This is a genomic window from Microbacterium sp. LMI13-1-1.1 (assembly GCF_040815625.1).
In the GTDB taxonomy this organism is placed as follows: domain Bacteria; phylum Actinomycetota; class Actinomycetes; order Actinomycetales; family Microbacteriaceae; genus Microbacterium; species Microbacterium forte.
In genome coordinates this window covers 1,286,980-1,308,344 of sequence record NZ_JBFPNL010000005.1, presented here as the reverse complement: position 1 = coordinate 1,308,344, position 21,365 = coordinate 1,286,980, and the positions used below count along the sequence as shown (strand labels likewise).

18 protein-coding genes and 1 riboswitch are annotated in these 21,365 nt (G+C 69.3%); of the genes, 10 read left to right on the top strand and 8 right to left on the bottom strand.

Annotated features, from left to right (window positions below; translation table 11 throughout):
- Positions 1-61 precede the first annotated feature (61 nt).
- On the top strand, positions 62-1,309 hold the full coding sequence (locus MRBLMI13_RS13055) for an MFS transporter (RefSeq protein ID WP_367823012.1): 1,248 nt from the start codon (positions 62-64) through the stop codon (positions 1,307-1,309).
- Between the two features lie 22 nt (positions 1,310-1,331).
- On the top strand, positions 1,332-2,054 hold the full coding sequence (locus tag MRBLMI13_RS13050; protein ID WP_367823010.1) for a DUF6882 domain-containing protein: 723 nt from the start codon (positions 1,332-1,334) through the stop codon (positions 2,052-2,054).
- A gap of 20 nt (positions 2,055-2,074) precedes the next feature.
- Here the strand turns inward: MRBLMI13_RS13050 and MRBLMI13_RS13045 are convergent, their stop codons facing one another.
- On the bottom strand, positions 2,075-2,551 hold the full coding sequence (locus tag MRBLMI13_RS13045; protein ID WP_042539338.1) for a DUF4188 domain-containing protein: 477 nt from the start codon (positions 2,549-2,551) through the stop codon (positions 2,075-2,077).
- A gap of 66 nt (positions 2,552-2,617) precedes the next feature.
- Between MRBLMI13_RS13045 and MRBLMI13_RS13040 the strand changes: the two genes are divergently transcribed.
- Both MRBLMI13_RS13040 and MRBLMI13_RS13035 read left to right on the top strand, forming a co-directional pair.
- Positions 2,618-3,178, top strand: a complete 561-nt coding sequence (locus MRBLMI13_RS13040; RefSeq protein WP_367823008.1) for a TetR/AcrR family transcriptional regulator — start codon at positions 2,618-2,620, stop codon at positions 3,176-3,178.
- A 55-nt stretch (positions 3,179-3,233) separates the two neighbouring features.
- On the top strand, positions 3,234-3,812 hold the full coding sequence (locus MRBLMI13_RS13035; RefSeq protein WP_367823006.1) for a hypothetical protein: 579 nt from the start codon (positions 3,234-3,236) through the stop codon (positions 3,810-3,812).
- 137 nt (positions 3,813-3,949) lie between these two features.
- On the opposite strand, the gene MRBLMI13_RS13030 is transcribed toward MRBLMI13_RS13035, so the two are convergent.
- The gene (locus MRBLMI13_RS13030) at positions 3,950-4,828 is read right to left on the bottom strand and encodes a bifunctional methylenetetrahydrofolate dehydrogenase/methenyltetrahydrofolate cyclohydrolase (protein WP_367823004.1); all 879 of its coding nucleotides are present in this window, start codon (positions 4,826-4,828) and stop codon (positions 3,950-3,952) included.
- Entirely contained in the window at positions 4,825-6,099 is a 1,275-nt protein-coding gene (gene glyA, locus MRBLMI13_RS13025) for a serine hydroxymethyltransferase (protein WP_042539331.1), read from the bottom strand. Before glyA ends, MRBLMI13_RS13030 begins: the two co-directional genes overlap by 4 nt.
- A 36-nt stretch (positions 6,100-6,135) precedes the next feature.
- A riboswitch (ZMP/ZTP riboswitch) is annotated at positions 6,136-6,220 on the bottom strand.
- 52 nt (positions 6,221-6,272) lie between these two features.
- On the opposite strand from glyA, the gene MRBLMI13_RS13020 reads away from it, so the two are divergent.
- The 6 genes from MRBLMI13_RS13020 to MRBLMI13_RS12995 all read left to right on the top strand — a co-directional run bounded on the left by MRBLMI13_RS13020 (position 6,273) and on the right by MRBLMI13_RS12995 (position 13,823).
- On the top strand, positions 6,273-7,790 hold the full coding sequence (locus MRBLMI13_RS13020; RefSeq protein ID WP_367823001.1) for a family 20 glycosylhydrolase: 1,518 nt from the start codon (positions 6,273-6,275) through the stop codon (positions 7,788-7,790).
- Positions 7,787-8,953 carry an N-acetylglucosamine-6-phosphate deacetylase gene (nagA, locus tag MRBLMI13_RS13015; RefSeq protein ID WP_367822999.1) on the top strand — a complete coding sequence of 389 codons (1,167 nt, stop codon included), beginning with the start codon at positions 7,787-7,789 and terminating at the stop codon, positions 8,951-8,953. Before MRBLMI13_RS13020 ends, nagA begins: the two co-directional genes overlap by 4 nt.
- Positions 8,954-9,479: 526 nt before the next feature.
- The gene (locus MRBLMI13_RS13010; RefSeq protein WP_367822997.1) at positions 9,480-11,660 is read left to right on the top strand and encodes a sigma-70 family RNA polymerase sigma factor; all 2,181 of its coding nucleotides are present in this window, start codon (positions 9,480-9,482) and stop codon (positions 11,658-11,660) included.
- Positions 11,661-11,690: 30 nt separating this feature from the next.
- Entirely contained in the window at positions 11,691-12,062 is a 372-nt protein-coding gene (locus MRBLMI13_RS13005; RefSeq protein ID WP_042539325.1) for a YrdB family protein, read from the top strand.
- Positions 12,059-13,423 carry an FAD-binding oxidoreductase gene (locus MRBLMI13_RS13000; protein WP_367822996.1) on the top strand — a complete coding sequence of 455 codons (1,365 nt, stop codon included), beginning with the start codon at positions 12,059-12,061 and terminating at the stop codon, positions 13,421-13,423. Before MRBLMI13_RS13005 ends, MRBLMI13_RS13000 begins: the two co-directional genes overlap by 4 nt.
- Positions 13,416-13,823, top strand: coding sequence for an NUDIX hydrolase (locus MRBLMI13_RS12995; RefSeq protein WP_042539321.1), 408 nt, complete (start codon positions 13,416-13,418; stop codon positions 13,821-13,823). The genes MRBLMI13_RS13000 and MRBLMI13_RS12995 overlap by 8 nt, the downstream gene beginning before the upstream one ends.
- A gap of 12 nt (positions 13,824-13,835) precedes the next feature.
- Here MRBLMI13_RS12995 and nagB read toward each other — a convergent pair whose 3' ends face one another.
- From nagB to MRBLMI13_RS12970, 5 genes are all read right to left on the bottom strand, one after another.
- A complete protein-coding gene (nagB, locus tag MRBLMI13_RS12990; RefSeq protein ID WP_367822994.1) occupies positions 13,836-14,615 on the bottom strand; it encodes a glucosamine-6-phosphate deaminase in 780 nt (259 codons plus the stop codon).
- A complete protein-coding gene (locus tag MRBLMI13_RS12985; RefSeq protein WP_367822992.1) occupies positions 14,608-15,573 on the bottom strand; it encodes an ROK family protein in 966 nt (321 codons plus the stop codon). The genes nagB and MRBLMI13_RS12985 overlap by 8 nt, the downstream gene beginning before the upstream one ends.
- 58 nt (positions 15,574-15,631) lie before the next feature.
- Positions 15,632-16,819: an ROK family transcriptional regulator gene (locus tag MRBLMI13_RS12980; RefSeq protein ID WP_042539314.1), complete on the bottom strand. Its 1,188-nt coding sequence runs from the start codon at positions 16,817-16,819 to the stop codon at positions 15,632-15,634.
- Between the two features lie 79 nt (positions 16,820-16,898).
- Entirely contained in the window at positions 16,899-20,153 is a 3,255-nt protein-coding gene (locus MRBLMI13_RS12975; RefSeq protein WP_367822990.1) for a family 20 glycosylhydrolase, read from the bottom strand.
- Entirely contained in the window at positions 20,144-21,361 is a 1,218-nt protein-coding gene (locus tag MRBLMI13_RS12970; protein WP_311879613.1) for an alanine racemase, read from the bottom strand. The genes MRBLMI13_RS12975 and MRBLMI13_RS12970 overlap by 10 nt, the downstream gene beginning before the upstream one ends.
- Positions 21,362-21,365 lie beyond the last annotated feature (4 nt).

Genomic DNA, 21,365 nt, shown 5'->3' with positions numbered 1-21,365 from the left:
CGCCGACCGCCCGGCCAGGGGCGTGGCAGGATTGACGGATGCAGAGAAGCGAGGCGCCGTCATGATCCGCGCCCTCGCCGCGATGCAGGACCGCGGATTCCGCTGGTTCTTCCTCGCCCGAGCCATCACCCTGATCGCCGGCTCGATGTCGTCGATCGCTCTCGCCTTCGCGGTGCTGGAGATCGACAACGATGCGCGATCGCTGTCGCTCGTGCTGGCTGCCTTCACGGTCAGCAACATCGTGTTCCTGCTGTTCGGCGGGGTGATAGCCGACCGGCTCCCGCGCGCGCTGATCATCCAGTCCTGCTACGTCATCGACATCATCACGGTCGGGGTCATGGCCGCGCTGCTCTTCACCGGCACGGCCACGGTTCCGCTGCTGGCGCTGCTCTCTGTCGTCAACGGCGCATCGACCGCGTTCGTGCTGCCGGCGATGCAGGGCATCATCCCGCAGCTGACCTCTGCTGAGCACCTGCAGCAGGCCAACGCCATGCTCTCGTTCGTGCGCTCGGCGACGACGATCGGCGGGCCGATCATCGCGGGCATCGTGGTCGCCACCGCAGGGCCCGCCTGGGCGATGGTCGTGCAGGCGATCGGATGGGTCATCGCGATCCCCGTTCTCGCGATGGTGCGGCTGCCGCCACCCGATCACGGCGGCGGGACCACGATGTTCCACGACCTCCGCGTCGGCTGGCAGGAGTTCTGGAGCCGCACGTGGCTCTGGGTCATCGTGATCGCGTTCATGGTGATGAACGCGATCCACATCGGGGCGTGGGGTGTCGTCGGCCCGTACATCGCGAAGAACGACGAGCGACTCGGCATCGCGGGCTGGGGGTGGGTTGTCAGCGCCGAAGGCGTCGGCATCCTGCTGATGACCCTCATCCTGATGTGGCTGCCCCTGAAGCGACCGCTGCGCTACGGGATGATCGGCATGGCCGCGTTCGCGATTCCCCTGACTGTTCTCGGGGTGCACCCGGCCGTGGTCCTCCTGGCGATCGCCGCGTTCATCGCGGGTGCCGGCGTCGAGCTCTTCATCACCGGCTGGAATCTCGCGATGATGGAGAACATCCCCGGAGACAAGCTCTCGCGCGTCTCGAGCTACGACATGCTCGGCAGCTACGTCGTGATGCCGATCGGCACTCTCGTGTACGGCTGGCTGATCACCCACAGCGACGTCGAGACGGTGCTCGTCACCTCGGCGATCCTCTATGCGTCGATCGCCGTCGCGACTCTGATCGTGCCCAGCGTCTGGCGCATGGGTCGGCCGGCAGGTGCCCTCTCCGCACAGGAGAAGTTGGCGGATTCATAGCAATCCGGGCGAGACTGTGGGCATGACCTTCGCCGCGCTCCAGCCGCTCGCAGACCGTGCTGCACTGTTCTCCGCCCTCCGTCAGGATTCCCTGGCCACCACCCTCGAGGACCTCGGCGACAACCGCTGGGATGCCGACATGGCCGCCGGAACGCTGACCTTCACGTCGAACGCCGACTCCGCGCGCCAGCTGGTCGCCCGCGCCCACCTCGTCGCGACGATCGCTCCGGGGCCGCGATCGCTGCTCTGGGCGTGGGCGCACCCGCAGGGCGACCCTGCCGGCGTCGCAGCCCAGCTCCGCGACTACGGCGTCCAGCACGGCATCGTCGAGCTGAGCGAGACCGAGCTCCCCTTCCCCGCCGACGCCGCGGGCGACGCCGAGTGGATCACCGCCGCCGCCCACACCGTCGGCACGGTGGCCGTCGAGCTCACCGGCCGCGCCCCCTACTACCTGGCTCCGGTGGGCGGTGGCACCTACGCGGTGTTCCTGCTCGATGCACCGCTCCCGCCGCTCACGGTCGCCTCAGCCGCGATCGTCCTCCCTCGCATCCTCTCGACCGTGGCTCTGCCCGATGCCCGCACGGCCGTGTGGGATGCCGCGCGCCTCGCCGGGTGGAACCTCACCTGGGCCGACGAGGCCTTCTCGGGCGCCACGGTCGCCGATGCGTCAGGAACTGCGACGTTCCGCTTCGACGAGCAGGCGCGCATCACGAACATCGAGAGCAGCCTGCACCCGCAGGCCTGACCCCTCGCGAGAACAGCGCGTCAGCGACCCAGTCGCTGGCGCGCTGTCTTCGTCCCGGAGCCGACCGGCGCATGTGCGGTGGCCGCCGCCAGCCCGAATGCCGGCATGTCGACGTACACGGCCTCGAGGTCGGCGACGGGCACCTGGTAGGTCTCATGCCAGACGCCCACGCTTCCCGTGCCCTGCAGCGTCCGCATGAAGTCCCGCCAGGGCTGCAGATGCGGAGCATCGCGGTCGGCCGCGAATCGCTGCAGGTGCTCCGGACTCTCCCAGTACGACAGCAGGATCGTCGTGCGCCCGAACCAGCTGTGCGCACCGAGCATCCCCGCGTCCGGATGGGTCGCGAGGTGCTGCAGCATCGGCGGCATCTTGCTGGCGGTCCACCACACCTTGCCGAGCTGCCACCAGCGATTGGCACGCATCCCGATGAGGAAGACCGTGACATCCGATCGGTCGGGGGCCGCGGTGAATCGACCGGGGAAGACCTGCTGAGCCATGAGCCACTCCTTGGAACGTCGTTATGTAACTGCGTTATGCAACAACGTTACGATAGGATCGATCGCATGGCAAGACCTCCTCTGTACGACGACGCTCTGCGCGATCGTCTGCTCGCCGCGACAGCCGAGATGGTCGACGACAAGGGGCCCGAGCGAATCAGCCTGCGCGATATCGCACAGAACGCCGGCACGTCGACCTCGGCCGTCTACGCCCTGTTCGGCGGCAAGGCCGAGCTGCTCGTCTCCGTCATCGAGCACGGCTTCGCCTCGTTCGGTGAGGCGCAGGCTGCGGCCGAGTCCGAGGGGCTGCGCGCGCTCGGACTCGCCTATCGGGCATGGGCGATGGCCAACCCTGCGCTCTACCGCCTGATGTTCGGCGGGGGCGTGGCGACCGAGGACTGCCGACCCGACGAGGCGACCATGAGCACGGCGATGGCTCCGCTGATGCGCGCACTCGCGGCACGCGTCGATGAGCCGGACGTAGCGACCGCCGCCCTCACCGTCTGGGCACAGGTGCACGGCGCTGTGAGCCTCGAGCTCGCCGGTGTGACTCCCCCGCTGGTTCCGTGGGACTCGGTCTACGGCGCGGTGGTGGATGCGGTCGAACGCGCCTTTCCTGCACGCTGATCCGTCTGCGCCATCGGAGATGCCGCGGCACCCGAGAGTGTGGAATTCTGGTCAGATGAAGAACGGAATCGTCCGATTCGCCGCGCTCTACGTGTTCAACGTGGCGGTCCTGCTGCTCATCGGACTGCTGTCCGCCGGGGTCTCGGTAGGATTCAACGCGCTCTGGGCCGCGGTCGTCCTCACCCTTGCGGCGCTCTTCGTGAAGCCGCTGCTCACCGGCGCGTTCCGCAAGGCCGCGGCCAAGTCCGCCGCCGACCGCACGAAGACCGGAGAGAAGGTCGTGCAGTACGTCCTCGTCTACCTCGTCGAGCTCATCATCTGGGTGGCCGTCGTGTGGCTGAGCGGCGTCCGAGCCTCCGGATTCTGGAGCTACGCGCTTCCCCCGCTCTTCCTGCTGTTCGGCTGGATGATCTACGACCAGGTCGACGACAGGCTCCGCGCGAAGGCGAGTGACCTGTACGACGTCGTGCAGGCGAAGGTCTCGGGTTCGGGAAGGAGGTCCGCGCCCGCCTCCACCGCCGCGCCCGCTTCCACGGCGCCCTCCGCGGAGTCCCCCGCCACCGCCGACGCGCGCGCGGAACTCTCCGACGGACTGACCCCCGAACAGCGTCGGATGCTGGACGAACTGGGTTGACCGCCCTATCGGATCCTCGGCATCCGCGTCGCCTCGCAGGTATGCAGAGAGGTCGCAGGGATCCGTGGATTCCCTGCGACCTCTCTGGTGTCCTGGGGCTGCTCCGATCTTCTGGAGCTCCGAGACCGCCCAGCGACTCAGACGAGCCGCTCGGCCGCCTCCACGACGTTGGTCATGAGAAGCGCGACCGTCATCGGGCCGACGCCGCCGGGGTTGGGTGAGACCCAGCCCGCGACCTCCGCGACATCGGGATGCACGTCTCCGAAGACCAGGTTCTTGCCCGTCGCGGGGTCGACCTCGCGCGTCACCCCCACGTCGAGCACGGCGGCTCCCGGCTTGACATCCTCGGCACGGATGAGGTGCTTCACGCCGGCTGCGGCGACGATCACATCGGCCTCCCGCAGGTAGCGCGGCATGTCGACCGTGCCGGTGTGCGTGAGCGTGACCGTCGCGTTCAGGTCACGCCTCGTCAGCAGCAGCCCGATCGAACGACCGATGGTCACCCCGCGTCCGACGACCACGACGTGCTTGCCCGTGAGGTCGTAGTCGTTGCGCAGCAGCAGCTCGATCACACCGCGCGGCGTGCACGGCAGCGGGGTGTGGATCGGGTTGTTGACGTTGAGCACGAGCCTGCCGAGGTTGGTCGGATGCAGACCGTCGGCATCCTTCGCGGGGTCGATCCGCTCGAGGATCGCATCCGTGTCGATGTGCTTCGGCAGCGGCAGCTGCACGATGTAGCCGTGGCACTCCGGGTCGGCATTGAGCTCGTCGATCAGCGCTTCGACGTCGGCCTGGGTGGCGTCGGCCGGCAGCTCGCGCTGGATCGAGTTCATTCCGATCGCCTCGGACTGACGGTGCTTCATGCCGACGTAGAGCTGGGATGCCGGGTCGGCGCCGACCAGCACGGTCGCGATGCCCGGGACGATGCCCTTCGCCTTCAGTGCGGCGACACGCTCGGTCAGCTCGGCCTTGATCGCGGCCGACGCCGCCTTGCCGTCGAGGATCTTCGCGGTCACTGCTGCAGGTCCGGGTAGAGCGGGAAGACGGCGGCGAGCGCGTCGACACGAGCACGGAGCGCCTCGACGTCGGCCCCGGGCAGCAGCGCGAGAGCGATCACATCGGCGACCTCGGTGAACTCGGCGTCGCCGAAGCCGCGGGTCGCGAGTGCCGGAGTTCCGATGCGCAGGCCCGAGGTGACCATCGGCGGACGAGGGTCATTGGGCACCGCGTTGCGGTTCACCGTGATGTGGATGTCGTGCAGCAGGTCTTCGGCCTGCTTGCCGTCGATCTCCGCCTCACGAAGGTCGACCAGCACCAGGTGCACGTCGGTGCCGCCGGAGCGCACTCCGATGCCGGCATCCTTCACATCCTGCTGCGACAGACGCTCGGCGAGGATCGCTGCTCCGCGCAGCGTGCGCTCCTGGCGTTCCTTGAACTCGGGGGTGCCTGCGAGCTTGAACGCGGTCGCCTTGGCGGCGATCACGTGCATGAGCGGGCCGCCCTGCTGTCCGGGGAAGACTGCCGTGTTGATCTTCTTCGCGATCTCGGGGTCGTTCGTCAGGATGAAGCCCGAACGGGGTCCGCCGATGGTCTTGTGCACGGTCGAGGAGACGACGTGTGCGTGCGGCACCGGGTTCGGGTGCAGGCCTGCGGCGACGAGGCCGGCGAAGTGCGCCATGTCGACCCAGAGCAGGGCGCCGACCTCGTCGGCGATCGCACGGAAGGCGGCGAAGTCGAGAGTGCGGGGGTAGGCCGACCAGCCGGCGATGATGACCTTCGGCTTGTGCTCGACCGCGAGGCGACGCACCTCGTCCATGTCGATCGTCGAGGTCTCGGGGTCCACTCCGTAGGCGACGATGTCGTAGAGGCGGCCCGAGAAGTTGATCTTCATGCCGTGCGTCAGATGACCGCCCTGGTCGAGAGCGAGGCCGAGCAGTGTGTCGCCGGGGCGGGCGATCGCGTGCAGCACGGCGGCGTTGGCCGATGCTCCCGAGTGCGGCTGGACGTTGGCGAACTCCGAGCCGAAGAGGTCCTTGGCACGCTGGATCGCCAGCGACTCGGCGACGTCGACCTCTTCGCAGCCGCCGTAGTAGCGACGCCCGGGGTAGCCCTCGGCGTACTTGTTGGTGAGCACCGAACCCTGCGCCTGAAGCACCGAGACGGGGACGAAGTTCTCGGATGCGATCATCTCGAGGAACGTCTGCTGACGCTTCAGCTCGCGGTCGAGAACCTGTGCGATCTCGGGGTCGACCTCGGCGAGCGGGGCGTTGAAGTAACGATCGGTCATGACTTGCTCCTCTGACGACGGATTCGAAGGGGTATACCTATCGGCCCAGGCGCGCGGTCGAATTCCGTGGTCAGTCGCTCCCCGGTGGTAGTCCACCCAGACGCCAGTCGCGACGTGAGAAAGCATAGCGGATTTCCCTGTGCTGCCGACTCGGCGCAGGGTAGGTTTTGTTCATGGTCCTTCCCCATTCCATGCCCCTTGTTCCTCTCCCCTCCTCCGCCGTCGCCGGCGACGGTCGGTGGCCCGTCTCCGAGAACACGCGAGTCATCGGTGACTCGCCGGCCGCGCGGCAGCTGATCGATGCCGCAGAGCGGCGCAGCGGCATCCGCTTCTCCCACTCCACGGACACGACAGACCCGACCTCGGCGATCGTGCTTCGCGTCGACCCCGCCGTCGCCCCCGAGGGCTACACGCTCAGGGTCGCCGACTCCGTCGAGGTCGTCGGCGGCGACGAGGCAGGACTCTTCTACGGGGTGCAGACTCTGCTGCAGCTGCTCCGAGACGGCGACGAGGGGTGGGCGCTGCTGCACGCCGAGATCACGGACGCGCCGCGATTCGAGCGCCGCGGCGTGATGCTCGACGTCACACGGCACTTCTTCGACGTCGCCGAGGTCAAGAAGTTCATCGACAGCACCAGCGCTCTGAAGTTCAACCATCTGCACCTGCACCTCAGCGACGACCAGGGCTGGCGCATCCAGATCGACTCATGGCCCAAGCTCACCGAACTCGCGTCATCGACCGCATCGCTCGGCGATCCCGGAGGTTTCTACACGAAGGACGACTATCGCGAGATCGTGGCCTACGCGGCCGAGCGGCACATGCTCGTCATCCCCGAGATCGACCTTCCCGGCCACACGCACGCCATCGGCGTCGCGTATCCCGAGCTCGTCGAGGACCCGGTCATGAACGACAGCCTGATCGCCGAATCGGCGCGCCTCGGTCAGCCGCTCCCCGTGGCCGGCGAGCCCTACCTCGGGTGGGGCGTCGGACACTCGAGCGTCCGCATCCACGAGGAGCGCACGTACGAGTTCGTGCGCGACGTGGTGCGGGAGCTCGCCGAGATGACACCCGGTCCGTTCATCCACATCGGCGGAGACGAGTCGCTCGGCACCCCGCAGGCCGATTTCGATCACTTCGTCGAGCGCGCGACCGCGATCGTCTTCGAGGAGGGCAAGATCCCCCTGGCGTGGCACGAGGTCGGCGCGGCGAAGGACATCGCCGAGGGCACGATCGGCCAGTACTGGGGCAAGACCACGCCCGAGGGATCGCATGCCGCGGAGGCCGCGCACTTCGTCGAGCGAGGCGGCGCGCTCATCATGTCGACCGCCGACGTCGCCTACCTCGACATGAAGTACTCCGCGGACTTCCCGCTCGGGTTGACCTGGGCCGCGATCATCGACGTCCGCACGGCATACGAATGGGAACCGACCGCGGCCCTCGACGTGCCTGAGGCTGCGATCCTCGGCATCGAGGCTCCGTTGTGGAGCGAGACGACCCGCAGCCTCAGCGATGTCGAGCGGCTCGTGTTCCCGCGGGCCGCCGCCCACGCCGAGGTCGCCTGGTCGCCACAGCGCGCGTCCGGCCGCGACTGGGAGTCGTTCCGCGCACGGCTCGGCGGGCTGGCCCCGCTGTGGAAGGCTGAAGGCGTCGATTTCCACCCCGCAGCCGAGATTCCCTGGAGCGAACGATGACCACCGATTCCGCAGCGACAGGATCGCTCGTCATCCACTCCGCCCGACTGATCGACCACGGCGCCGAGGTCGCAGACTCCTGGGTGCGGATCGAAGACGGCCGAGTCGTCGCCGTCGGAACCGGACAGTCGTGGAGCAGGGCAGACGAGGTCGTCGATGCGACCGTCGTCGCCGGACCGGATGCCGTGCTCACGCCCGGCTTCATCGACATCCACTGCCACGGCGGCGCGGGCGCCTCATTCGACGACGGCGCGGAGGCGATCCGCGCGGCTCGTGCTCTGCACCGTTCGCACGGCAGCACGCGATCGGTGATCTCGCTCGTCACGGCACCGGTCGACGCCCTCGCGCAGCGCGTCGCCGAGATCGCCGACCTGATGGAGACGGATGCCGACATCCTCGGGTCGCATCTGGAGGGACCGTTCCTCGACCCTGCGCGCCACGGAGCACATGAGCCGACGTTGCTGCTGGCTCCGGCGCGCGACGATGTCGCTCGACTGCTCGATGCCGGCCGCGGCACGATCCGGCAGGTGACGATCGCGCCCGAGCTGCCCGGTGGCCTCGACGCGATCCGGCTGATCGTCGATGCCGGCGCTGTCGCTGCGGTGGGGCACACGAGCGCGGATGCCGAGACAGCGGTCGCCGCGTTCGACTCAGGCGCGACCGTGCTGACACACGCATTCAACGCCATGCCCGGCATCCACCATCGCGCGCCAGGGCCGGTGCTGGCAGCGGCCGGCGACCGCCGCGTGGTGCTCGAGGTGATCGCCGACGGCGTTCACCTCGATCCGCACGTGATCAAGCTCGTGTTCGACTCGGCACCCGGCCGCGTGGCGCTCGTCACCGACGCCATGGCTGCCGCGGGCAGTGCCGACGGCCACTACGACCTGGGCGCCGTGAGCGTGACGGTCGAAGACGGCATAGCGCGCGCGGACGACACCGGCTCGATCGCCGGATCGACCCTCACCCAGGACGACGCGCTGCGCCGGGCGGTCGCTGCGGGGGCACCGCTCACGGAGGCCGTGCGCGCACTCACGGAGACTCCGGCGGCCGCCATCGGATACGGTGACCGACTCGGCCGCCTCGCGGTCGGGTACCTCGGTGACGCCGTGCTCATGGATGCGCAGCTGCAGGTCGTGCGCGTGTGGGTGGGCGATCGCCCGTAGTCGGATGTCGCGAGCGTGATGTCGAGCGACCCGGTGTCGCGCGGTCCGACGCCGCGAGCGAATCGAAGTGCAGTGGTGCTCTGCCGCCACGCCGCCGAAGTGGGTGAAGGGCCGCCGTTCCCCAGATCGGCGGCCCTGTCACATTTCCCTCCCCTGCGCGAGAGCTGGCGGGCCGAGCGCTCCTCCCCCGAGGTGCCCGACCCGCCATGCCGGTGCACTTACCCCTTGCACCAGCGCCTGAGCTCCGCCCCCCGGTGGAGCCCCATGGCTGTCTCACCTGATGAGACGAAGGCGATGCCGATTCATTACGCGGTTCCCCGGATCTTTTTTTGAGGTTGTTCTCCAGAATCGATCGATCTGGGCGTGACCAGGTCTTTATCGGGGCGGGCAGTTCGCGGTCAGTTTCTCGGAAGGGGTGGCAAGCCTGGGAGATTGGAGAGAGAATGGGAGACGGCGCGTGATGAAAATGGGGTTCACGCGTCTCTTCATGTGGACGCGCACTCGCGCTCCACGACAGATGGATGACATGGATCAGGACAGCACTTCGCACGAGGAAACGATCGCCGACGCCGATCTCGTCCTGCGCACCCGCTCGGGTGACGCAGCGGCCTTCGGCGAACTCTGGAGGCGGCACTACCCCTCCGGCATGTCCGTCGCCCGGTCGATCACGTCGTCGATCGACCCGGACGATCTCGTGCAGGAGTCCTACACCCGCATCTATCAGGCGATCGTCAAGGGCGGCGGGCCCAACGGCTCGTTCCGCGCGTATCTGTTCACGAGCATCCGCAACACCGCCGCGGCCTGGGGCCGCTCTCGCCGCGAGTCGGCCATCGACGAGCTCGACAGCGTGGCCGACCCCGACAGCACCGACCAGGCGGCCAACGAGGCCCTCGATCGCAGCCTGACCGCGCAGGCGTTCCGCAGCCTTCCCTCCCGTTGGCAGGAGGTGCTCTGGTACACCGAGATCGAGCAGATGAAGCCGCAGGAGGCGGCGACCCTGCTCGGCATGAAGGCGGGCGCCGTCTCGCAGCTCGCGTTCCGCGCGCGCGAAGGGCTTCGCGAAGCATGGATCCAGGCCCATCTCCGCAGCGCAGCCGCGGGCTCCGACTGCCAGTGGACCATCGAGCATCTGGGCGCCTACTCGCGTGGCAACCTCAGCAATCGAGACCACAACCGTCTCGAGCAGCACCTCGAAGAGTGCGCACGCTGCATGATCGTCGCCGCCGAGGCCAAGGACGTGTCGAAGCGGCTGGCGCTCGTGCTGCTCCCGCTCGTCCTCGGCATCACGGGTTCCGCAGGTTATCTCGCCACGCTGCAGGGCGGCGGCACCCCGATCGTCGCGCTCGCGGCCATGCCCTCGGGAATCACCGAGGGCGCGGTCGTCGTCGCGGGAGGCGCGACAGCGGCGTCCTCGAGCGGTGCAGCAGGCGGCGGTACGACGGGCGGTGGTGGGGCAGCAGGTGGCGGGGCAGCAGGCGGCGGAGCCGGTGGTGCGACCAGCGGCGGCATCTTCAGCGGTGTCGGCGCGCTCGTGGGCGCTGGCTCAGCCGCTCTCGTGGTCGCGGGTGTCGTAGCGGCTGCCACCATCATCCCGAGCCTCACCGGCGCGTCACCAGCGGCATCGCTGCCCAGTGCCGGCGACAGCGACTCCTCGTCGATCAGTGCCGATGTCGGACCCGACGAATCGATGTCCGACCAGAAGACGCCGATCGTCGACGATGCGGAGACCGAACCCGAACCGGTCACGCCGCCGGTCGAGGCGCCCGTCACCCCTGAGCCAGCCGAGGACATCGCGCCCGCTATCGTCGCGCCGTCGGCTCCGGTCGAGACATCGAAGCCGGCTCCGGAAGAGGATGTCCCCGGAGAAGAGACTCCCGGAGAAGAAAACCCCGGCGGCGAAACCCCCGGAGAAGAGAACCCCGGCGGCGAAACCCCCGGAGAAGAGAACCCCGGCGGCGAAACCCCCGGAGAAGAGAACCCCGGCGGCGAAACCCCCGGAGAAGAGAACCCCGGCGGCGAAACCCCCGGAGAAGAAAACCCCGGCGAACCGGCGGTCCCGACGACCCCGATCGTGGTCAGCCTCGCCGACCTGTGTCTCGACGCTCGAGCCATCACCTATGTGACCCTGAACGTGTCCGGTGAAGCGGGCGCCGACATCGAGGCCCTGCTCGGTGGCAGTCACGGTGGTGCCGACAGCACATCGCTGAGTGACGCCGGAACCGGCACGATCGAGCTGCGACCCGGACTCGTGCAGATCCTCCTCGGCGCGACCGTCGAGATCCACTATGCGACAGAGGCCGGTCCGGTCCTGCCGGTCACCACCAGCCTCTCGGCGCTCGGGGTGACCCTCGCATCCGTCCTGCTCGCGCCTGCCTGCGGTGCGCCGGCCGAAGATCCCGTCGAGGACGCGCCGGCGGTCCCGACCCCGGACGACACGGTCGTGCCTGCACCGGAGCCGACGGACGAGGCCGCCCCCGCTGCACCCGACGAGGCCGCCCCCGCGGCTCCCGTCGAGGCTCCCGACGCGGAGGTCGCTCCCGAGACTCCGGCTCCCGAACCGGCCGCGCCCGTCGAGCCCTCCGCTCCGGTGGAGACGGCTCCTCCGGCCGAGCCGGCGGTCGAAGAAGAGGTCGCTCCCGTCGACGAGACTGCACCCGCAGTCGACGAGGCCGTCCCCGCCGCAGACGAGGCCGTCCCCGCGCTCTGACCCGCCATCTGCGGCGAATAGACTGGATCCATGCCCCAGGATCCCGCCTCCGTCCCCGGCGTCGACCGCCCGAACATCACCGCCCTCGACATCGTCCGATCGGTGGTCCTGATCGTCGCCGTGGGCACGCTCGCGCTGTGGGGATTCGCCCTGTGGCCGTTCCCGTGGAACGTCGTCATCGGCATCGGTGCTCCCCTCGTCGTGATCCTGGTCTGGGCTCTCTTCCTCTCCCCGCGTCCCGTGCTGCGTCTGCACCCGTTCCTGCGGGTCGTCGTCGAGCTGCTGATCTACGTCGGGGTCACGATCGCGTGGTGGCTGATGGATCAGCCGATCATCGGCACCGCATTCGCCGTGGTCGCAGTCGGCGCCGGAGTGGTGAGCGGGCGGCGTCGCATCCGATGAGCGCTCTCGACCAGCTCGTCGCCGCACTCGGCGACATCGTCGACACCGATGCCGCGATCCTCGAAGAAGCCCGCGCCGACCGGTCAGGGCACGCAGCGCCAGGTCAGCCCCTCGCGGTCGTGCATGCCGAGACCGTCGAACACGTCCAGACCGTGATGCGCATAGCCACCCGCACGGCCACGCCCGTCGTCGTGCGCGGGGCCGGCACCGGTCTCGCCGGTGCGGCGAACGGCGGCGAGGGAGAGATCGTGCTCTCCACCCGCCATATGACCGCGATCCGCGAGATCCGCGCCGATGACCTGCTCGCCGTCGTCGAACCCGGCATCCTCAACTCCGACCTCAACGACGTCCTCGCAGGGCACGGACTCTGGTGGGCACCCGACCCCGCCAGCCGGGCGATCTCGACCGTCGGCGGCAACATCGCCACCGGGGCAGGCGGGTTGCTCTGCGCGAAGTACGGCGTCGTGAAGGACGCCGTCCTCGGGGTCGACCTGGTGCTCGCGGACGGCCGCCTGATGCGCCTCGGTCACCGCAGCGTCAAGGGCGTGACGGGGCTCGACCTCACCTCGCTCGTGATCGGCTCGGAAGGCACTCTCGGCGTGGTCGTCGGCGCCACGCTGAAGCTGCGCCGACTCGTCGAGGGAACCACCTGCACGGTGACGGCGATCTTCCCCGACGTGCGCACAGCGGCATCCGCATCCGCCGCGGTCACCGCCTCCGGTGTGCAGCCGGCGATCATGGAGCTGATGGACTCGGCCAGCCTCGCGGCTGTCGCCGCCCTGCTGGATCTGCCCTCCCCCGCCGCCGGAAGCGCGCAGCTGACGATCCAGACGGATGGCCCGGCCGCCGTCGCCGAGGCGACGACGATCGCCGAGATCCTGACTTCTCACCACGGTGTGACTCAGGTCTCGCACGACCGCGACGAAGGCGAGCGCCTGCTGGCGATACGTCGCGCCATGCACCCTGCGATGTCGGCTCTCGGGACGACCCTCATCGAGGACGTGTCGGTGCCGCGCAGTGCGATGCCCGCGATGTTCGACGAGATCGCCCGCATCGAGAAGGCCTACTCGATGACCATTCCCACGGTGGCGCACGCGGGAGACGGAAACCTGCACCCGAACTTCATCTTCGAGGGCGCCGAGCCCCCCGCTGAGGTCTGGGCCGCCGCAGACGAGCTGTTCCGGGCCGCGATCGCCCTCGGTGGCACGCTGACCGGCGAGCACGGCATCGGAACCCTGAAGAGCCGCTGGCTGGCCGACGAGCTCGGAGACGACCAGTGGGAGCTGCAGCGTCAGATCACCCGGGTGTTCGACCCGCTCGGCATCCTCAACCCCGGCAAGGTGTTCGCACCCGATGCCTGACATCCACGTCAGCGCGGCGGTCATCGTCGACGACACCGGCCGGGTGCTGGTGGTCCGCAAGCAGGGCACGACGCGCTTCATGCAGCCCGGCGGCAAACCGGAGCCCGGCGAGACGCCGTCGCAGACGCTGATCCGCGAGTTGCACGAAGAGCTCGGCCTGCGCCTCGATGAGGCCGACCTCGAGCCCCTCGGCACGTTCGTCTCCGAGGCGGCGAACGAGCCGGGTCACCGGGTCGTGGCCGAGGCGTTCTCGGTGTCCATCGCCGCCGCCGAGGTGGTGGTGCAGGCCGAGCTCGCCGAGCTGCGGTGGATCACCCCCGCCGACGCCGAGACGCTGCCGCTCGCGCCGCTCAGCGTCGAGCACCTGCTGCCGCTCGCGTGGCCCGCGACACGGGCCTGAGGGCCGATCGGATCAGATGCCCTGCCAGGTCGGCTTGTTGGCGTAGGTGTAGCGGTAGTAGTCGGAGAGCTTGAGGCGAGACGCGGCGGCTTCGTCGACCACGACGGTGGCGTGCGGATGCAGTTGGATGGCCGAACCGGGGAGGATGGCCGACAGCGGCCCCTCGACGGCGTCCGCGACCGCCTGAGCCTTGCCCTCGCCGAAGGCGAGCAGCACGAGGTGACGCGCGCGAAGGATCGTTCCCAGACCCTGCGTGATGCAGTGCTTCGGCACGTCGTCGATCGAGTCGAAGAAGCGCGCGTTGTCTTCGCGCGTCTGCACGGTGAGTGTCTTGACGCGTGTCCGCGAAGCGAACGACGACCCCGGCTCGTTGAATCCGATGTGTCCGTCGGTGCCGATGCCGAGGATCTGCAGGTCGACTCCTCCGGCTGCCTCGATGGCGGTCTCGTAGTCGTCGCCCGCGTGCTGGATCGTCTCCTGTGCGCCGTTGGGCACGTGGATCCGGCGCGGGTCCAGCCCGAGGGGCTCCACGACCTCGCGGGTGATGACCGAGCGGTAGCTCTCGGGATGAGCCGGGTCGAGTCCCGCGTACTCGTCCAGCGCGAAACCGCGCACCTGCGAGACGTCGCGACCCGCGAGCTTCTCATGCAGGGCCTTGTAGACGGGAAGAGGCGTCGAGCCGGTGGCGAGGCCGAGCACGGCATCCGGACGCCCGTCGATCAACTCGACGATCTCGGCGGCGACCAGTGCGCCCGCTGCTTCTGCGTTCTCGACGATGACGACTTCAGCCATGGGAAACGATCTCCTTAGAGGGGGTGGTTGCGCCGACGACCGCTGCCCCGAAGGCCGCGGCGGGAGAGCCGGCAGGGAGCAGTTCGATCCTGTCATCCAGGTGCAGCGAGCGCATGAAGGGCGAAGCCTCGGCGCCGGTCTGGAGGGCTCTGCGGACGCCCGCGAAGAGTCTCTCTCCGAGCGAGGTGAGGCCGCCGCCGATGATCACACGTTCGACGTCTGCGGAGAGCACGAGGGCCCTGACCGCCGCCGCTGCGCCGTGGAACAGGTCGGCGCGCAGACCGGCGGCGCGCTCATCGCCCGCCTCGGCCGCGTCGAGGATGTCGCGCACCGGCAAAGCCCCCGGTCGATCCCAGGCACGGGCGAGCGCGCCACCGCCGCAGAAGGTCTCGATGCATCCGCGCTGCCCGCAGCCGCAGAGCCGTCCGTTCGGGTCGACCGAGAGGTGTCCGACCTCGCCGGCGGTCCCCCGCGCGCCACGCCAGATCGTGCCGTCGATGACGATGCCGGCAGCGACACCCGTGCCGAGGTTGAGATAGGCCATCGAGCCGTCGACGCCGCGCAGCACCGCAGCACCGAGCGCGGCTGCCTTCACATCGTTCTCGACCCGCACCGGGATCCCCAGCTGTCGACCGGCGAGACCGGCGAGATCCAGCGACTCGACACCGAGGTTCACGGCATGCAGGACTCTGCCGGTGTCCGCGTCGACGAGCCCGGGGATGCCGACGCCCACCGATTCGACGGCGGAACGGGCGAACCCTCCATCGACGGCGAGTGCGTCGACGGCGTCGACGATGCTGACCACGACCGCCTCCTCGCCCCATCCGGTCGGACGGCGCAGGCGCGCCAGGATGTCTCCGTCGGGCGACACCGCCACGGCATCGATCTTGGTTCCGCCGACGTCCAGGCCCACTCGAACGGGTCGACCGGACAGGCCGACGGGGATCGCACCCGTCATCGGATGGCGCTCCTGCTCGTCTTCGTGTCGAGGCTGCGGTCGCGTCCGCGGGTGCAGCTCACGAGACGCCCAGCTGGCTGGAGAGCACCATCACTGCAGCGCCGCGCAGAACGATGTCCTCCTGATGCGTGCGTCGGATGAGCGCATCCTCGAAGACGCCCTCGAGCGTGCGTGCGTGCAGGGTCTCGACCGCAGCGTCGATCAGCACGCCGTCGAGCAGATCCTCCGGGCCTGAGAGCACGACTTCGGACAGATCCAGGGCCGCCACGATCGGGGCTATCGCGATGCCCATGCGGGTTCCGGCGTCGCGGAGGATCTCGTCACGTGACTCGGGAGCGGCCGCGATGGCCGGGCGCAGTCGCGTCTCGCTCAACCATGCCTCGAGACAGCCGTCCTTGCCGCACGCACAGCGTGGACCGCCGTCTGTGCCGACGACGACGTGCCCGATCTCGCCTGCGGCGAAGCGGCTGCCGAGAAGCGGCTGGCTGCCCGTGATGACCCCTGCTCCGACTCCTCGACCGATCTTGATGAGCATGAAGTCGGCCTTCGCCTCGCCGAACGTGTATTCGGCGAGCACGGCGGCGTTGGCGTCATTGCGCACGAGCACCGGCAGGTCGAGATCGATGCCGAGCTTCGCCTCGAGAGGCAGGTTGCTCCACCCCAGGTTCGGCGAGCTGAGCACGACGCCGTCTGGGCGCACGACACCGGGGCTGCCGATTCCGACGCCGAGGATGGGCTGTGTCGCCGTCTCGGCGAGCGCGCGCGCCAGCTCGAGGGTGGCGGCGTAGGCGGCGTCGCCGTCTGCGCTCTCGGGCCGCGGCACTTCGCGGCGCTCGAGCACGTCGCCGTCGAGACTGAGCAGAGCGCCCACGAACGCATGGGGGCCCGAGAGATCGAGTCCGATGATCTGGTGACCGACGCGGTCGATGTCGATGAGGATCGGAGGCTTGCCCGGTCCGACCGTCTCGCGCACTCCCATCTCGACGACGATGCCGTCGGCGATGAACTCGGCGACGAGGTCTGAGATGGTGACTCGCGTCAGGCCGGTCTCTCGTGAAAGGTCCGCACGACTCATCGCGCCCGAGTGGTAGAGAGTCTGCAGAACGAGAGCGCGGTTGTGGCCGCGAGCGTGCTCCGGGAGCACCTTCGATCGAGAGCGCAGGTGGCGCCCGGGGCCGAAGGCGTGTGCGCTCGCGGCGACGTAATCTGGCGACGTCGAAGGACGCGATCCATCCGATACGGACATGTTTGTTAGTAGACCTTACGAACAAAAATTTCGCAACCCCTGCCTCATGTAGCACAGGGAGGGTTACGGAAACGTTACATTATGCCGAGAGTACCCCGTCGGCGGTGCCGTGGGACCCGGACAGGCGCTCCACGAGCCCGGCCACGATCTCCTGCCGAGCCTCACGGGTGAGGGGCTTCCCCGGTACTCCAGGACGCCTCTGCGTCGGTGTCGGACCGTCGAGAGGACGATACCGCACCCCTGACTCCGCGAGGCGTCTGAGGTGGGTCGGAAGCCTGCGGGCGAACCCCTCGTACGGGGGAGGTTCTCCGCCGTCCCACAGTCGCTCGGCGATCGCCGCGAGACGGGGGAACATCGCGAAGTCGACACGGTCTCTCGTCGGGAGGTGCTCGGTCCACACGTTGGCCTGCCCTCCGGACGCGCCGTCCTCGACGCGCAGCGCATACGCGCGCTCGATCGGCAGCGGCGGTCCGACCCTGATCGGCTCCTCCCCCGACTCCGACTGCGGGTAGTCGAGATACACCTCGAGGTCGGGGCACGCGATCACAGGGATGCCGCGCCGCAGCGCCTCCCGCATGGCGACAGGGCCACGCCACGCGAGGACCTGCACTCCCTCGGGGACGTCGCCTTCGAGCACCTCGTCCCAGGCGAGGGCGGTGCGTCCGCGGCTGCGGACGTGCGCCACGAACTGATCCGTGAACCACGGCTGCACATCGTGCGGAGTCGCGAGACCGAGCTCGCGCATCCGCTCGCGCGCAGCGGCGCTCTGCGCCCACTCGGTCACCGGAACCTCGTCACCGCCGATGCCGATCCACGGAGAATCGAAGAGATCGCACAGCGCGTCGATCGCCGCCCGCCCGAAGGCGAGAGCCTCGTCCGTCGGGGCGAGCGTCCGAGGATTCACGCCGAAGCGCGACCACGGCACGACGACAGGCTCGCCGACGTCGGTGTTGCCCAGCTCGGGATAGGCGGCGAGACCCGCCTGGATATGCCCCGGCAGCTCGACCTCGGGCACGACCGTCACGAATCTCTGGGCGGCGTAGGCGACAAGGCGGCGCAGCTCGGCATCCGTGTAGTGCCCCTCGTGCACACCGGCCTCGACCGTCGCGTGAGGACCGTGGCCCCGCTGCGTCTCCTCGCGGCGACCGCCCACTTCGGTCAGACGCGGGAACCCCGGCACCTCGAAGCGCCATCCCTGGTCGTCGGTGAGGTGCAGATGCAGGTGCGTGAGGTGGTGGTCGGCCATCAGATCGACCAGTCGCTCGAGATCCTCGACGGGGCGGAAGTGCCGCGCGACGTCGAGCATCACTCCCCGCCAGGCGTAGGCGGGCGCGGACTCCCAGACCCCCGCGGGGACCCGTGCACGATCAGCGCCCGGTTCGCGCAGCTGCCGCAGCAGGGTGACACCTCGGAACACTCCTGCGGGGCTGGCACCCGAGACCTGGATCCCGTGGGCGGCGACGGTCACCCGGAAGGCTTCTGCGCCCACGCGCTCTCGGGCGAACGGCTCGTCGGAGAGCGACTCGTCGATGCGGAGGGTGATCGCGGCGGGCGAGTCCGGAGCCGCGCGAAGGCCGCCGAGACGGGACGCGCTGATGGCGAGCGCGTCGGGAGCCGTGACCGGTGTGCGAGCAGTCCAGTCGAAAGGGGCAGCGGCCGGATCGATCACCGAGCGGATGTTCGGGACAGGCGCACGATGGGGCGCGGGAGTCATGGTCAGAGCACGACCCGGCGTCGCACCGGACGCGCGACCCGCCACCACCACAGGCACACCGCCGACGAGCACCTCGTCGATCCCCACCGGTGCGCGGTGCGGTTCATCGAACGTCGCCCCCGCCGAGATGGTCTCGGGATCGAACAGCACCAGATCGGCCGTCGCTCCTTCGCGGATCAGGCCTCGTGGTGCGTCGCCCCGATCGAGGCCCAGTCGCATCGCCGGCGTGCCGGACAGATGCCGAACGGCCTGTTCGAGGGAGAGGACACCGAGCTCGCGCACATAGTGCCCGAGATAGCGGGGGAAGGTTCCCCGGCCCCGCGGGTGCGGTCGCGCCCCGATCAGGATCCCGTCGCTGCCGCCGCAATGGCGCGGGTGCCGCATGATCGCGCGGACGTTGTCCTCGTCTCCGATGTGCATCAGGATGCCGGTCGCACCGCCGTCCTCGATGATGGTGTCCAGCACGACGTCCACGGCGCGTCTGCCGGACGATGCGGCGATCTCGTCGACGGTGCGCCCGACGAGGTCTGCGAGGTCGGGCGAGGAAGTGCCGGAGATCTGGATCGCCGACCAGTCGGCGCGTTCTCCATGGAATCCGTCGCAGCCGATCTCCTCGAGCTCGACACGCACGGCCTCGCGACCCGCCTCGTCGAGGGCGGCGATGGTCGCCAGCAGGTCACCTGTCTCGGCGAGCCTGCTCGGAAGCAACGCCGCCAGCGTCGTGGCGCCGGGAAGGTAGGGGTACGTGTCGAGAGTGACGTCGACGCCGTCGTCGAGCGCCTCGTCGACGAGTGCCAGCAGCTCCGCCGCGCGTCCGCGATTCGGCGCGAAGTTCATCGTCGCGTGCGTCAGATGGATCGGGCACCCCGTGCGGCGGCCGATGTCGAGCGCCTCACGGTAGGCGTCGAGAGCTCCCCCGCCATAGCTTCGGGTGTGCGGCGCCCAGTATCCGCCACGCTCGGCGACGACGCGGCAGAGCGCCTCCAGCTCGGCGGTGTCGGCGTACATGCCGGGGGTGTACGTCAGCCCGCTCGACATCCCGAACGCTCCCGCGTCGAGCGCCTCGCCGAGGATGCCGGACATCTCCGCGATCTCCTCGCCGGTCGCCGCGCGGTTCTCGTGGCCCACCACCATCATCCGCAGGTTGCCCTGAGGCACCAGGACGGCGGCGTTGGCCACCGACACCTCGTCGATCGCGGTGAGCAGATCACCCATCGAGCGCCAGGGGGCAGCGGACGGCATGCCGTTCCAGCCCGCGATCTGAGCGGGGATCACTGCTGCTGCCGCATCGTCGAGCGGCGCGTAGCCGAGTCCGTCCTGGCCGAGCACCTCCGTCGTGACGCCCTGCAGGATCTTGGCGTCGTGCGCGGCTCCGCGCAGCACGGCCAGCTCGCTGTGCGCGTGCATGTCGATGAAACCGGGCGCGAGGACCAACCCCGTGGCGACGATCTCGACCGCATCCGCCGGCAGCTCCAGCCGGCTCTCGTCGCCCTCGCGGATCACCGCCACGATGCGCGATCCCTCGACCGCGACATCGGCTACGTACCGCTCGGCGCCGGTGCCGTCGACCACCGTGGCACCGCGGTAGACCCGCACCGGCTTCTCGGCGCTCAGAAGCATGTCGCCACCGCTCCGATCACACGCGGATCCGCTGCGTCCGGGTCGTCGATCATCGCCACCACTCGCCACTTGTCGAAGGCCGTGCACGGGTGCGACAACCCGAGGCGCACGACGTCGCCGACGGCGACACCCGCGCCGTCTGCGAGGTCGAGGAACGCGTGCTGATCATTCAGAGCGGTGATCCGTCCTTCGACAGACTGCGGCACGGGCAGATCGAGGTCGAACGGCACGTCGCGACGCCCCGCATCCAGGAGTGCGAGTCCGTGCTCTGGCTGAGAGACGACGCGCGACCAGGCATGCATCGCCGATCGCAGCGGTTCTGTCGATGTCAGCGGGCCGAACGGCGACATGCGCGAGTAGAAGCCGTCGTCGTGGATCTGGAATGCCCCCGAGCGCAGCACGATGTCGGCATCCCCGCGCTGCGGGGCCAATACGGCCGCGGCTCGGTCGGGAAAAGCGCTGCCGCCTGCGCTGAGCACGGGGCGGACGTCGGGCGGGTAGGCGAGACGTCGATGCAGCTCGACCAGCGTCGACAGATAGGCGTCGACCGCCGCGACCGATGCGTCTTCCCGGTCGGGGCCGAACGGCCCCTCGTATCCCGTGACGCCGGCGAGCCGCAGACCGGGTGCCTCGAGGATCGCCTGGGCGATGCGCTCGCCCTCCTCCACGCTGCGGGCACCGGTGCGGCCACCCCTGCCGCCGAGTTCGACGAGCACGTCGAGCGGGCGATCAGCGCCCTCGAGCGCGTCTGCGAGGATGCCGACGGTGCCGACGGAGTCCGCCCAGCACAGGATCCGCAGATCGCGATCCGCAGCGAGCAGTTCGCCGAGATGGCGTGCGGCCGTGCCATCGGTGACCGAGTTCGCGATGAGCACGGTGGAGACCCCTGCCTCGACGGCGACCTCCGCCTGCCACGGCGTCGCGACCGAGATGCCCCACGCCCCCGCGTCGAGAAGTCGCTGCCACAGCGCCGGTGCCATCGTCGTCTTGCCATGCGGCGCGAGGAGCACACCCTGTCGCTCCGCCCACGCGAAGACGGTCGACTCGTTGTGCGCGAGCGCGGCCTCATGCACGGTCAGGACCGGAGTGACGAGGTCGGAGAGGTGCAGACCCGCCCCGGCGACCTCCGAGAGTCGGAGCCCCGCGGATCGCGAAGGGAAACCCTTCGCCCAGGTGCCGAGAACAGGATCCGGGATTTGTAGAGGCATCTAA